Origin of the sequence: Burkholderia sp. Ac-20365, from assembly GCF_017104715.1 — a bacterium.
Lineage (GTDB): Bacteria > Pseudomonadota > Gammaproteobacteria > Burkholderiales > Burkholderiaceae > Paraburkholderia.
The window spans coordinates 28,629-42,301 of sequence record NZ_JAAGPI010000056.1 but is presented as its reverse complement, the minus strand read 5'-3'; the positions used below and the strand labels follow the sequence as shown (position 1 = coordinate 42,301).

General features: G+C 65.2%; 12 protein-coding genes and 1 pseudogene. 4 read left to right on the top strand and 9 right to left on the bottom strand.

From position 1 onward, the window contains the following. The 7 genes and pseudogenes from G3O01_RS42015 to G3O01_RS41985 all read right to left on the bottom strand — a co-directional run. Positions 1-332 (bottom strand): annotated as a pseudogene (locus G3O01_RS42015) (hypothetical protein); the annotation flags it as partial. Positions 333-444: 112 nt separating this feature from the next. Continuing rightward, positions 445-1,251, bottom strand: coding sequence for a peptidase C39 (locus G3O01_RS42010; protein WP_205813380.1), 807 nt, complete (start codon positions 1,249-1,251; stop codon positions 445-447). 6 nt (positions 1,252-1,257) lie between these two features. Next, positions 1,258-1,977 carry a C39 family peptidase gene (locus G3O01_RS42005; protein ID WP_205813379.1) on the bottom strand — a complete coding sequence of 240 codons (720 nt, stop codon included), beginning with the start codon at positions 1,975-1,977 and terminating at the stop codon, positions 1,258-1,260. An 87-nt stretch (positions 1,978-2,064) separates the two neighbouring features. Then, positions 2,065-3,462, bottom strand: a complete 1,398-nt coding sequence (locus G3O01_RS42000; RefSeq protein ID WP_205813378.1) for a hypothetical protein — start codon at positions 3,460-3,462, stop codon at positions 2,065-2,067. Between the two features lie 29 nt (positions 3,463-3,491). Then, entirely contained in the window at positions 3,492-4,100 is a 609-nt protein-coding gene (locus G3O01_RS41995; RefSeq protein ID WP_205813377.1) for a hypothetical protein, read from the bottom strand. Further along, positions 4,097-4,600, bottom strand: a complete 504-nt coding sequence (locus tag G3O01_RS41990) for a hypothetical protein (RefSeq protein WP_205813376.1) — start codon at positions 4,598-4,600, stop codon at positions 4,097-4,099. Before G3O01_RS41990 ends, G3O01_RS41995 begins: the two co-directional genes overlap by 4 nt. An 84-nt stretch (positions 4,601-4,684) precedes the next feature. After that, the gene (locus G3O01_RS41985; RefSeq protein WP_205813375.1) at positions 4,685-5,188 is read right to left on the bottom strand and encodes a hypothetical protein; all 504 of its coding nucleotides are present in this window, start codon (positions 5,186-5,188) and stop codon (positions 4,685-4,687) included. Between the two features lie 549 nt (positions 5,189-5,737). Between G3O01_RS41985 and G3O01_RS41980 the strand changes: the two genes are divergently transcribed. Both G3O01_RS41980 and G3O01_RS41975 read left to right on the top strand, forming a co-directional pair. Continuing rightward, positions 5,738-7,132: a sigma-54 dependent transcriptional regulator gene (locus G3O01_RS41980; protein WP_205813374.1), complete on the top strand. Its 1,395-nt coding sequence runs from the start codon at positions 5,738-5,740 to the stop codon at positions 7,130-7,132. A 200-nt stretch (positions 7,133-7,332) separates the two neighbouring features. Next, a complete protein-coding gene (locus G3O01_RS41975) occupies positions 7,333-8,304 on the top strand; it encodes a thymidylate synthase (protein WP_205813373.1) in 972 nt (323 codons plus the stop codon). A gap of 89 nt (positions 8,305-8,393) precedes the next feature. Here the strand turns inward: G3O01_RS41975 and G3O01_RS41970 are convergent, their stop codons facing one another. Beyond that, positions 8,394-11,081 (bottom strand): DUF6600 domain-containing protein, encoded by a 2,688-nt coding sequence (locus tag G3O01_RS41970; RefSeq protein ID WP_205813372.1) that lies wholly within the window; start codon positions 11,079-11,081, stop codon positions 8,394-8,396. 152 nt (positions 11,082-11,233) lie between these two features. Continuing rightward, the gene (locus G3O01_RS41965) at positions 11,234-11,947 is read right to left on the bottom strand and encodes a helix-turn-helix transcriptional regulator (protein ID WP_205813371.1); all 714 of its coding nucleotides are present in this window, start codon (positions 11,945-11,947) and stop codon (positions 11,234-11,236) included. Between the two features lie 183 nt (positions 11,948-12,130). On the opposite strand from G3O01_RS41965, the gene G3O01_RS41960 reads away from it, so the two are divergent. After that, positions 12,131-12,271 (top strand): hypothetical protein, encoded by a 141-nt coding sequence (locus G3O01_RS41960; RefSeq protein ID WP_205813370.1) that lies wholly within the window; start codon positions 12,131-12,133, stop codon positions 12,269-12,271. Positions 12,272-12,399: 128 nt separating this feature from the next. Then, on the top strand, positions 12,400-13,656 hold the full coding sequence (locus G3O01_RS41955; protein WP_205813369.1) for an MFS transporter: 1,257 nt from the start codon (positions 12,400-12,402) through the stop codon (positions 13,654-13,656). Positions 13,657-13,673 lie beyond the last annotated feature (17 nt).

The following is a 13,673-nucleotide window of genomic DNA, read 5'->3' as shown; positions in this document are numbered from 1 at the left end:
CCCGGCGTCACCTGCGCGAGCGGCGGCAGCGGCATCGGCAGGCCGTCGGCGCCCGGCTGCTCGGCGACATACTCGCTGCCGGCAGGCGCACCGTAACCCGGCGCGCCGCGGCCGCGCTGCGACATCTCCAGATGCGTCACCTGACGCTCGAGCGACTGGATCTGCCGCTGTTGCTCATCGACGACGCGCATCAGCGTGTTGAGCCGCTCTTCGAGTGACTGGCTGCCGATGGCCTGAGCGGACACCCCCTGCGAAAGCGCGAACAGCATCGCGGCAGCAGGAATAGCCGCGAGTCGGACTCGCGGCTTCCTGCCTGTTGTATCGGTCATCATTGTTCTTCCCCCGGTGAAACGGGCAGCGCTTGGCTCGTTCTTATGCTTCGCGCTGCCGCTTTCTGTACGACTTCTCCTCCTGGTGATGCGTGTCGACGGGTGGCGGCCCGTCCTATCTCCTTGCATTTACTGCGTTTTGCAGGGCTTGTAGTACGCCGGCCTGGCGCAGCATCGCGGACGACATGGGTGCCGTCTGCAACGAGAGCTGCAACTGGTTGGCGACTTGCTGGTTATTGCCTGCGATCTGCAGTAGTTGAGCAATCGCGCCGGCCTGTTGCGCGTTGCTGGGTGCGATGGTTTGCGAGGCGAGTCCGGCGGGCGTCTGCAGCGCGACGGTCACGCCGCCGTTGCCGAACGAGATACCTGCCCTGATGTTGCCCGCGCCATTCGATGCCGATGCGCTCTGCGCGTTCGTGCCGCCCGTCAGCAGTTGCGGATTGTTGTTGAAGTCGATCGTCGCCGTGTTGAACCCGGCGTTGCGATCGCCCGCCACCTGCGTGACCTGCGATACGCCGTTGACCGCAATGCTCTGGCCGCCGATGGACTGGGCATTCGGGTCTGCGCCCGGATTGCCGTGGCCGTCGGTGACGCGCGCGAGCGTGTTGACGCTGGCCGTCAGCACGTTCGCAGCATTGGTGGCAACGGAGAGGGAGCCTTGCGCGAGCGCATTTGCGCCGTTCGGCAACTGCCATTGCGAAAGTACGTTCAATACGAAACCGGAGATCATCTGTCCGCCCGCGCCTTTACCGGTCTGCTGGGCGAGCACATCATCCCCGACGCTTTGCCACTGGATCGCCGCTGGCGCCACGTCGCGCGAGCTCGAGGCGTCGGCGGCATGGGCGCTGGTGGCGAAGCCGCACGTGAGCGCGATCAATGTCGCGAGCAGCGTGAGGCGAGGCGGGTTGAGGTCATGCTTCATGGGTGGTCAGAACAGGTCTGCCTTGATCAAGCCGTATTCGACAAAGGGAGTCGCGGCCGTGCCGTTGGCGAGCGCGCGCTCGCGCAGCCGCAAGGCCAGCGACTCGTTGTCCTGCAACAGCGGGGAATCCTCCCTGAAGGGTTTCCCGACGACTGCGAACACGAGCCCATTCCATGTCTTCGCGAAGTCCTCCTCGAGCAGGATCCGGTTGCCGAGTGCGGGGTCCGCGATGAAGATGCGACCGTCCTGCGCGTGCTTGACGATCACGAAATGCTCATAGCCGTCGAGGTTCATCAGAACCATGACGGGAATCTGGAGGTGATACAGCGCGTCCGTATTGACCCGGAATCCGCGGCCCCGCAGCCCGATCGTCTCGACGAACTTCTTCATGTCGAGCATCGAGAATCCGTTCTTGACCACGACTTCGGGCGTCGAGAAAACCATCATCCGGCGGATCAGCTCCGTCTCGGGAATCTCGATGCCGTAGCCAAACTTGAGAAGGGTCGCAAGCGCCGCCGCACCGCAGCTGTAATCGAACTGCTGGCTGACGATGTGGCGGTAACGCAGGTCCCTCATCGAGTGCACCGTCTTGGTAAGAGGAATACCTGCGAGAGTAGACGTGTCGACGCTCGCCTGTGCGTGCACTTGCGCACACAAGCCGCCAGTTGCGCACGCAACTGCGGCAACGGCGAGTCGTAACGCCGGGAACCGGTCAAACCCGGGCATGCTGGTCTCCTGCCAGGTTGCGCCGGCGGCCTGCATCGGCCGACGGCGCATCCCGTATGGTTGCTTTTCTTTTACTGTCCGCCAGGCTTAGCGGCTCGTGTTCATCGAAGCGATCGCGAGGCCGTTGTGCTGCACGTTGCCTGCGCCGCCCGCGATGTTCACGCCGATGTTGCCCGTGGCGCCGCTGAGCGCGTTGGCGCCGAGCATTGCCGTGCCTTCGAACGAGCCGTGGAACGAGACGCCCGCCGATTGCGACGAATCATCCGTGGCCACCATCGCTGCGCTGCCGTGGTTGCGCGAGACCGTCGACGTCGAAGCAGCCATGCTGTTGTTCTGCACGTTGCTGATACCCGACGCGACGTTCACGCCGACGTTGCCCGATGCGTACTGCAGCGAGCCGTCGCCGACCGAGGCGTTGACGTTGAAGTTGTTGATGTTCGCCTTGCCGCCGGAGCTCTGGTTGTTGAAGACCTGGGCATTGCCGAACACGTTGCCGGCATCGACGGAAGCGAGCGCTGCGTCGTTGCTCTGCGCGTTGTTGACGCCTTCCGCGATGTTGACGCCGATGTTGCCGCTCACGCGCTGTGCTGCGTTGCTGCCCGTCGTGGCCGTCAGGTTGCCCGCCTTCTGCGTGTTGATGTGCTGAGTGACCGAGCCATACACATCCACATCCGTCGACGCAACCGTCGAGCTGAAGCCCCACGACGCGGAGATGCTGTCGTGCGTCTTCGACTTCTCGACTTCATAGCCGCTCGACTGCTCGCCGTAGGCCATATAGCCGGAGCCCTGCTTGGCCTGGTAGCCCCACACCTTGCCCTGGCCCGAACCCTGGGCTGCGCCGAACGAGCCGCCGATCTGCTCCTGATTGGCATAGCTCGATTCCTTGTAGCCAGCCGACAGGCCGCCCGACACGCTGGCATGGCCCGAAGCGGTGTTGGTCCACGGGTTGTAGTTCGACGAGGCCTGGTAGCTGATGCCGGCATGTCCGCCCGCGGAAATGTGGCCGCCCGAGTTCTGGCTCTCGTGGCTGAAGCTGCCGCCGATCTGGGATGCCTGTGCGCTGTACTCGTAGCCGCCGCCCTTGACCGAGCTGCTCTGCTGGCCATATGCGTAACCGGCCGATGCCTGAGAGCCCTGCGCGCCATACGACTCGGACGAGTGCGAGGTCGACACGGAGGCCCAGGCATTGCCGCCGCCGTTGATCGACTTGTAGCTGTTGTCGATGCGCGTCGTGATCGAGCCGGACGTGTACGACTGGGCGTTCGGGCTGAGCGACGCGTTCGCATACGCGTGCTGGCTGTTGTTGACGACCGCGCCCGCCGTGCTGGACACGCTGACGCAGCCAAACAGCGTGACGAACCCTTCGATCCCGACGGCTTCTCCGACCAGTGTCGCGTTGAAGATGAACGGGTTCTTCAGCGGGCTCGCGAAGGCGCTGGTGGAAGCGGCTGCGAGGACGGCTGCTGCAATAAGAGTGCGCTTCATGGTTTCGCTCCGATACTAGTTGTGGTCAGTTAGAAAAGAGTGCCCGCCGGGGGACGGAGCACAAAACTGTTCGCCGTGGCATTACCGGCTCCGGCGGTCTGGTTGATCTGCACGATTCCGTTGACGTTCCTGAACGCGTCGCTGGAGATGCTGGCCTCGCGGACGCCTTGTGGCGCGACCGCTCGACCTTGACCGCCGTTGTTCGCGGCCGTCGCGGATAGCACCCCATCCGAGACGGTCTCGACCCCAGGCGCCGCAGTGCCGAGCTGCACACTGTTGCGCTGGAGATTCCCTGCGCCCGCAGACTGGTTCACCATCACCGCTCCGGACGAATTCGAAAATGCGTTGCCTTCGATCGACGCACGCGCGCTCGGCACCCGGACCCGGGCGGTGGCGCTCTGGGCGCTCGCGTTGTCGTTGGCCGCGGCGTCGCCGCTGGTGATCGTCAGCTGGTTGATCTGCGCGTTGTTGAGGCCCGCGGCCTGGTTCACCGTGATCGCGCCCGTCGCATTGACGGCGGCGCCCGTGGCTATGCTCGCGTCGCCGCTCACGCGTCCCACCTGTTGTGCGTACGACGCCTGCGACATGGCGAGCGAGAGGACGGCCAAAAGCGGAAGCGGACGAAGTAGCGTATTCATTTGTTCAGGCCTCCGAGCGCGCCGCCCAGCGCCGTCGACAGCGGCGCGAGCGCGCCCGTCACCGACGACGAGATCGTGCCGCCGATGCCCGGCGCCGGTTGCCCGATGCCGCCCGAGTTGAGCGCGACGTTGTTATTCGTGGTGTTGCCCGTCAGGATGCGCGTGACGGCCTGCAGGCCGGCGCCGCCCGCGATGCTGTTATCGAGGCCCGTCGAGCCGCGCGCGTTGGTCAGGTCGGCGTCCGACGCGACCTGAGCGAGCGTCGGGTTGAAGGTGTTGGCGGGAAAAGTCGAGACGCGCGAGCTGACGGGGTTCTGGTCTTTCGGCACGGGCGCATAGGCGATACGCGGCGCGATCTCGCGCTCGACGACGATGTCGCCGGGGTTGGCCGTCTGCGCGGCGGCCATACCCGTCAAGCCCGCGGCGCACAGGCCGGCGATGGCGGCGAGCCGGGTCGCACGAATCGTGCGGGTGCACAGCGTCCCCAGTGAAGCGATCATTTTATGTGTCCCCGGTCTATTCCGTATGGAGTGCGAAATAGTTCGCACTGGTCTGTTCTGCGTGTGCGATGTGTCGTTGCCGTGTTACTTGCGCTGATAGTTTGCTACGTTACCTTGCGCGGCCCGCGCAGCGTCGATCGGAATCGGCAGCGGCGAAGGCGGGGCGATTTCGTCCCACAACGTGACCGACGAGCCGTGCATCAACTGCGGTGTCGCAGCCACCATCACCATGCCGGCTGCGCCTCCGCGCTGACGCGACAGGATCTGATCGTCGAGCGCGAACTCTCCCGTGCCGCTGCTCGCGATGCTGTCGGCGGGCACGCTGAAAAACTGCCGACCGTTCGTATCGGTTTCGTTAGCAATATCCACGCCCGTCGCGGCGTCTCCGGTTGCGCTGGATGTTTCGTCGACGGATGCATGGGTGGCGGGCTGCACGGCCGCCGTCGATGTCGAAGTTGTCGCATCCGTGAAGGATTCCTGCGCATTCACGCCGACCGTCACAGACGACAGCGCGAGCGCGATACACACGGCGAGGCCGGCGGGCAGTACTGAAATCTGGTTCGAGTCGATGCGGAAAACGAGTCGCATGATGTCTCTCCTTGGTGCGGGACATTTAGCGAAACGTGTGCCATCGGTCGCAATCCGTTGATGCAATTGGACGACGTGAAATGGATCTGATGGGCGTCGCTGCAAATCGGACGAAAACGTTTCAGCTCTGAAACCTGGACCAGAAAACCGCTGGATTTCAATTCGATGCGTAAAGCACAACGCAAGCGTAGTACGTTGATAAAAAAGTATGGTGAATGCGCTTCCACCGTTTTAATCGGTCCCCAATGAGCATGCTCATGAACCGCAAACCCTTACTGGACAAGGCTGGACGATTTAATTCGCATATTTGTTTTCGACGGCTCGCGCGTATAGTAAGCTCTCATCCACAGCACACGATTTTAAAAAGCCCAGTACTGGGCCGTTTCAATACACGCGCCGTTTTTCGGGGATCAGCTGTCCGTACGGAATGGAATGGCCGTTCGGTTTTCGCTGTTTGCGAATCCCGTGCGAATAGGCGTGCCTGAAAAGCTAAATCCAGATCAGCACATGCCGTCATCCTTAACGTTCGTTGACGAGAGGATCTGAATAATGGAATCCGCCACGCGGCAACTGATTTACGTATCAAGAGATCCCAGCGCTGAATTGAACACGCGTTTCAATGAGCGCGGGTGGCATGTCGAGGTGGTCACGTCGGCGCGCGATGCACGCCGCGCCGTGCGTTCGGGGATGGCGGCGGGTGGTCTGCTCGATCTGTCGAGCTGTTTCCAGCAACATGAAATCGCGGCTTTCGAGTCGTGTCTGACCATGCCGAACGTCGGCTGGGTCGCGACTACCATGGCGGGCCAGCTACAGGACGCCGCATTGCGCCGCCTCGTACGCGATTATTGTTTCGATTACGTTACCGTGCCTTACTCGGGCGACCGGATCGTCGATTCCGTCGGTCATGCATACGGCATGGTTTCGCTCGGCGAGCCGGCATCGAACGATTCGTCGCAAGGCGGCTCCGAGGGCGAAATGGTCGGTTCGTGCGACGCGATGCTCGCGTTGTTCCGCTCGATCCGCAAGGTCGCGATGACCGACGCGCCGGTGTTTATCTCGGGCGAATCGGGCACCGGCAAGGAACTGACGGCCGTCGCCATTCACGAACGTTCTTCACGCCGCAACGCGCCGTTTATTCCCATTAACTGTGGTGCAATTCCACCGCATCTGCTGCAATCCGAACTGTTCGGCTACGAGCGCGGCGCGTTTACGGGCGCGAACCAGCGCAAGATCGGGCGCGTCGAGGCGGCCAACGGCGGCACGCTGTTTCTCGATGAAATCGGCGATTTGCCGCTCGAAAGTCAGGCGAGCCTGCTGCGCTTCCTGCAGGAGCGCAAGGTCGAGCGGCTGGGCGGGCATGGCTCGATCGAAGTCGATGTACGGATCATCTCGGCGACGCACGTCGACATGAACACGGCGATGATCGAAGGCCGCTTCCGTTCGGACCTGTATCACCGGCTGTGCGTGCTGCAGATCGACGAGCCGCCGCTGCGCGCGCGCGGTAAAGATATCGAACTGCTCGCGCGGCACATGCTGGAACGTTTCAGGAAAGATGCGAGCCGTCGGCTGCGTGGCTTCGCACCTGATGCCATCGCGGCACTTCACAACTACAGCTGGCCGGGCAACGTGCGCGAGCTGATCAACCGCGTGCGCCGCGCGATCGTGATGTCGGAAGGGCGGGCCATCACCGCACGCGATCTCGAACTGGCCGAATACGTCGAGATCGTGCCCGTGTCGCTTGCGCAGGCGCGCGAAGCGGCCGAGCGCCAGGCGATCGAGCTGGCGCTGCTGCGTCATCGCGGCCGTCTGGGCGATGCCGCGCAGGAACTCGGTATCTCGCGTGTGACGCTGTACCGGTTGTTGTGCTCGCACGGCATGCGGCACATGGAAACGGAGCCGCTCGCGCAGCCGGCCGAAATGCCATCGACGATGCCGCATCTGTAATGCGGCAAGCCGTAGCCTCTGAAAGCCCGGTCGGTTGACCGGGCTTTTTGTTTTATGAGCCGCCCATTCGGATGCTGACGTGCGCAAGCCGTGTTTCGCGTTCGCCAGCAGCGCGCCGACCTCGGTTCGTCCGGCTTGCTAGAATCGGGGTTTTCCTAAAAAGCTCCGCTGCGCCGGTACGCCCGACCGAAGGAACCCGCATGAAACAATACCTCGACCTCGTCCGCACGATCCTCGATACCGGTAGCTGGCAGGAAAACCGCACTGGCATCCGCACGATCAGCATGCCGGGGGCGATGTTGCGCTTCGACCTGCAGCAGGGCTTCCCTGCCGTGACGACGAAAAAGCTCGCGTTCAAATCGGCGATCGGCGAGCTGATCGGCTTCTTGCGCGCGTCGCGTAGCGCGGCGGATTTCCGTGCGCTCGGCTGCAAGGTCTGGGACGGCAACGCGAACGAAAACGCGCAATGGCTCGCCAATCCTTACCGGCAGGGCCTCGACGACCTCGGCGACGTGTACGGCGTGCAGTGGCGCCGGTGGCCGGCGTACAAGGTGCTCGACGTGACGGCGAGCGCGCAGATCGAAGACGCGGCCTCGCGCGGCTACGCGCCCGTCACCGAGTTCGAAGAGGACGGCGTGCGCAAGGTGCTGCTCTACAAGGCAATCGACCAGATTCGCCAGTGCCTCGACACGATCATGAACAACCCGTCCGATCGTCGGATTCTGTTTCATGCGTGGAATCCGGCCGTGCTGGAAGAGATCGCGCTGCCGGCGTGCCACCTGCTGTACCAGTTCCTGCCGAACGCCGCGAAGCGCGAGATCTCGCTGTGCCTGTATATCCGCAGCAACGACGTCGGGCTCGGCACGCCGTTCAACCTGACGGAAGGGGCGGCGCTGCTGCACCTGGTCGGCCGTCTGACGGGTTACACGCCGCGCTGGTTCACGTACTTCATCGGCGATGCGCATATCTATGAGAATCAGCTCGACATGTTGCAGCAGCAACTGACGCGCGATCCGTACGAAAGCCCGCAATTCGCGATTTCGGACCGCGTGCCCGAGTATGCGAAGACGGGCGTGTATGAGCCCGAGTGGCTTGAGAAGATCGAGCCGGCGGATTTCTCGCTGGTCGGCTACCGGCACCACGAGCCGCTGACGGCGCCGATGGCGATCTGATTCGTCGACGCGTTCTGACGTCCGGGAAATGAAAAACGCCCACCGCGATCCGCGGTGGGCGTTTTTCATTTGAGGCGAGGCGACGATGCTTAACCGCGATGATGCTCGTCGTGTCCGCCGCCCGTGGCGCGCTGCTGTTCCTGATGCTGCTGGGGCTGCGGCTGCGGCTGGGGTTGCGGATGCGGTTGCTGCGCCTGTTGTGGCGGACGGTTTTCCTGACGCGGTTGAGGTTGCGGCTGCGGGTGGAATTCCTGGCGCGCCTGCTGCTGCGGCTGGGGTTGCGGATGAAACTCCGGACGCGGCTGAGGCTGCGCCTGCGGACGGGCTTCCTGATGCACCTGCTGCTGCGGCTGCTGCGGGTGGAATTCCGGCCGCGGTTGAGGTTGCTGCTGCGGCTGAGGATGAAATTCCTGACGCGCCTGCTGCTGAGGTTGCGGATGCATGTCAGCGCGCGGTTGCTGCTGCTGGATTTGCTGCGGCTGCGGATGCATCTCGGGACGCGGCTGCGCCTGCGCCTGTTGCATCGGCGCGGGCGCTGATTGTGGGCGTGGATCCATCCCGTGCGGTTGCTGCGCTTGTGCGACACCTCCGCCGAAAGCATTAGCCGGCCGTTGCATCGGCTGATGCTGCTGCGCCACCTGACCAGGCTGCGACTGCACTTGAGCCCCGCCGAACTGCTGCGGATTGCCGCGTTGCTGCGCCATCGGCGCATGGTGCTGCGTCCACGCGGGCTCGCGCTGCTGGCCTGCAGCCATATCGGGCCGCTGTGCGCCACCAGGCTGCTGCGGCGCGCCGTTCACCGGACGTCCACCCTCGAGCTGCGGAGGACGCGGCACGCCATTGCCCGCCTGCGCGGGCATGCCATGCTGCTGGACATTGCCCGGCGCTTGCGCGCCACCGGGCCGCTGTCCGTTCGGCGCACCCGCCATCTGTCCCGGTGCGAAGCCGTGACCGGGCATACCCTGCTGCTGTCCGTTGCCCTGCGGCGCACCGCCGCCAGGACGCTGGGCACCCGGACCGCCCGCCATCGGCGCACCCGGCATCGCGCCAGCCATTTGCCCCGGCCCATGCGGGCGCACGACGCGCACGTTCGCGACCGGCCCGTTCCCGCCGAGCGTCTGTCCACCAAAGTGTGCCGGTACCGACGTACGCACGATCGGTTCTCCAGCACCCGGGACACGTCCGTGTCCGCCTTGCGCGAAGTTCTGCGCGAGCCGGTCGTGGAATGCGGCGGGCATGCCCGGATTGCGTGTACCGACCACAGGCCGCGCCATCACGTTCGTGGGCGGCCGGTACGTCGCGTTGCGCATGCCCGGCCCGAAGCTCTGCCGCACAGGCGCAATGCCCGGCGCGCCCGCATTGAAGCGCGCATTGCGCCATTGCGCGGGATCGACACGTTGACCGAAATGGTTGGTCGGCTGGCCGTGAACGAACGCCGTCGCGGGCATCCCCGTCACAGCGCCGGGCGCGCGATAGTTGATGTACGTGTTGTGGATGTTGTTATGGATATCCACGCGGTTGTTGACGATGACCGTGTTGTTCACGCGCTCGTAGTAGCGCGGACTCCAGTCATGACCGCCGCCCCAGTGCGGATGCCACGGCTCGCCCGGTCCGAGCGCGAACCACGCGAGACCGGCCGCCGCTGCACCGCCGATCGCGAGATTCACACCCCAGTCGTTGCCGCCACCACCATCGCCGACGAAGGCGACGAGGGCAGGCGCATACACGGGCGGCTCGCTGACGACGGCCTGACCCGGCACCCACGCCCACGAGTCGTCGATATGCGCCCAGCGGCCATAGTGATACGGCGCGAAACCCCACGGCGCGTCGTCGACCCATGTCCAGCCCCATGGCGCCTGCCAGACCCAGTGACCGTCGCGATACGGCGCCCAGTCGGCCGGCTCCTGGTTCGGCACCCACACCTGTCCGTACTGCGGCGTGCTGCGCCACGTGCCGTTTGCGTCGAGATCCTGATAGCCGGGCATTTCGCGCGACACATAGCGCGCCGACACCGAGCGGTCTTCCGCTGCGTCGCGGCCTGCCGCCCATTGGTCGAACGGATCGGCGCCGGGCGCGCCGTTGGCGGCGGCCTGCTGCAGGCTCGTGCCCGTGAACGTGACCTGCTGTCCGGCGCCAACCGGCACCTGGCCGTTGTCGCCGTAGACGGTCGCGCTGCCGCTGCGCACGGTCACGGTGGTGCTGCTGCCGTCGGGCGCGACATCGACGCGATAGTCGCCGGGACTGTTCACACCCAGCGCGAGATTCGGCGTGTCGATCTCATACGAGGAGCCGGGTGCGATCGCGCGCACGCGGGTCGACAGCGTGCCTTGCGCGACTTTGAGCTGCGCGCTGTTGTCGTCGAGATTGAGGATGTCGAGGCTGGTTTGCTGGCCCATGCGTACCGCCGTCGAGCCGATGTGCAGTTCCGAGCGCGCGTTCCTGTCGTTCCACAACTGGTCGCCCGTCGTGAGCGGCCGGTTGACCTGCGCGTACGACCAGTCCGATGCGCCCGCCGGTTCCGTGGTGACGGTGCCTGCCATGTAGTTCAGGCGCGCGATGCGTCCGGGCGGATCGGTATCGGGTGCGCTTTGTGCGGAATTCGGCGCGTAGTTCGCGGGCGGCGGCGCATCCTGCTCCTGCGCCGAGGCGGGGTGCACGGCCAGCGCAGCAAGCGCGCCCGCCACGGCGAGCGCAACGAGCGAGGCACGACGCGTGTCGCCTCGAAGGGCAGGGGCAGTCTGGCGGGAAACAGAAACGGGTGTGGTGAGTGATTTCATGGTTGTCGCTCCATCGGGCGCGGCGTCAGGCCGCGCCGTGTGAAATCACTCTACCTGTGGCCCCTGTTTCAAGGCGCTCTCATTTGTAAGCCATCCAGACGGCGCTGTAACAAAAGTTGTCGTCTGGTAAGGCTTGTCTGACGAATCGTTCGTCAATGAGCCAAAAAGGCGTCGAAATGACGATGGCCGGCCGGTGTCACGCGCAGGATGCGCGGCCGCTCCGTGCGTTCGACCCAGCCATGCGATGACCATGAATCGAGCAACGCCGCGCCGAGTGCGCCGCCCAGATGCGGCCGACGTTCACTCCAGTCGGGGCACGTGCAGGCGAAGCGGCGACGGCGCCCGCGCTGCTGCGACACGTCGATACCCCATTGCGCGAGTTGCGCCGTGCCGTCGGGCGTGGCGTCAAGTGCATCGCCGTGCACGGTCAAGAGCCCGCCATCGACGAGCCGCTCATAGACACGCACGGCCAGTTCGCCCGCCATGTGGTCGTAGCAGGTGCGCGCGAAGCGCATGTCGACGGGCACGGTGCGCGCCGGACGTGGCACGGTCCGCTGCGGTGCGGTGGCTTGCGCGACATTGGCGAGCGCCTCGATGGTCGACGCGATCTCCGCCGACGCGATCCGGAAATAGCGATGCCGCCCGCGCACTTCGAGCGCGAGCAGTCCGCCGTCCGTCAGCCGCGACAGATGCGCGCTCGCCGCCGACGGCGACAGCCCGGCGATCAGCGTCAATTCGCCCGCCGGACGCGCGGTGCCATCCATCAGCGCCCACAGCATCGCGGCGCGGCCGGGATCGGCGAGCAGCGCGCCGATCCGGCTCAGGCCGGGAAAGTGACTCGGTTCGGAAGGAAGCGCAGCGGCCATCAGGGTCTCCCGTTTCTCATGTGTCGTGCCTTCACTCTAGGCGAGACGCGTATTCGATGTTTCAGCCTGTCGTGAAGCGTCGGATGCATTCTCGCGTGGGTCGCGGCACGAGGCAATCTGCGCTTGCCGGAGCGGGTGGGCTAGAATCGAAAACGCTATTAACGCTTTGCGAACAACGCAGTCATGAAAATCCTGTTTGCCGTGGTCACCGCCGTTTTGCTCTGCAGCGCCTGCGCGCAGGGCGGCTCGGGCCCGTCGTCGGCCGGTTCGGGCAGCATCACGATGTACGGCACGATCGACGAAGGCGTCTCGTTCCACAACTGATCGGCCCGCCAGCGCTGCCCGCGTGAACGACGCGTGCACGTCTGGCAGAAATTGATGCATCATTGGCCTTTCTGCCAAGGCGATCGATGTGACGATGCCAGCATCGTCACCCAGCCTCGAGGCCCTTGATGCCGCCGTCTCCTTCCTCCGCTCCCACTGTCGGCCATGACCTGCCGGGCCGCGCCGATCCGCATGGCCGGCGTGCAGCGCGCGTGCTGGCCGTCTGCCAGGCGCTGTACACATCGTCGGTATCGATCGATCTGACGCTCACGGGCCTTGTCGGCTACACGCTCGCCACCGATAAATCGCTTGCCACGCTGCCGTTCTCGCTGATCACCGTCGCCGCCGCGCTGACCACCGTGTTCGCGTCGTTCCTGATGGCACGCGTCGGCCGACGCGCGGGCTTTCTGCTGGGCGCGGCCATCGGCGCGGCGGGCGGCGCGATCTCCGTGTATGCGATCTTTCAGCACAGCTTCTGGGCGTTCTGCGCGGGCACGGCGACGGTTGGCGTGTTCCAGGCGTTCGCGCAGTACTACCGTCTGGCCGCCGCCGACGCCGTTCCCGCCGATGCCAAGAGCCGCGCGATCTCGACCGTGCTCACGGGCGGCGTCGTCGCGGCGGTGCTCGGCCCGGCGCTGGCGGCATGGAGCAAGGACTGGCTCGCGCCCGTCGCGTTCGCCGGCTCGTATGCGCTGGTGACGGCGCTCGGCCTGCTGTCGATGGCGCTGCTCGCCGGCCTCTACCGCGATGCCGCGCCGCACGTCGATGCCGCCGCGCAACGCGAACCCGCGCGACCGTGGCGCGCGATCGTCCGGCAGCCGATCTTCGTCGCCGCGCTCGCCAACAACGCGCTCGGCTACGCCGTGATGATGTTCGTGATGACGGCCACGCCGATCGCCGCCGTCGCGTGCGGACACTCGATCGGCGATGGCGCGCAGATCATCCAGTGGCATCTGGTCGGCATGTTCGCGCCGTCGTTTTTCTCGGCGCGGCTGATTGCGCGCTTCGGCGTGCTGCGCGTGATCGGCGCGGGCATCGTGCTGTCGGCGTTGTGCGGCGTGCTCGCGCTGCGCTCGACCGATCTGACGCATTTCTATGCGGCGCTCGCGTGTCTGGGCGTCGGCTGGAACCTGATGTTCGTCGGCGGCACGACGCTGCTTGCGCAGTCGTACCGGGCGTCGGAGCGCGCGAAGACACAGGCGACCAGCGAGTTCACCACTTTCGCGTTTTCCGCGCTCGGCTCGCTGTGCGCCGGGCAGATGCTCGCGCATTTCGGCTGGGCGGCCATCAACATCGCGATTTTTCCGTTTCTCGCGCTCGCGGCGCTGGCGACGATGACGTTCGCGTGGTCGCGCAGACGCACGGTTGCGGCGTCAGGCATGTGAACGCTTTTTGTGTATCG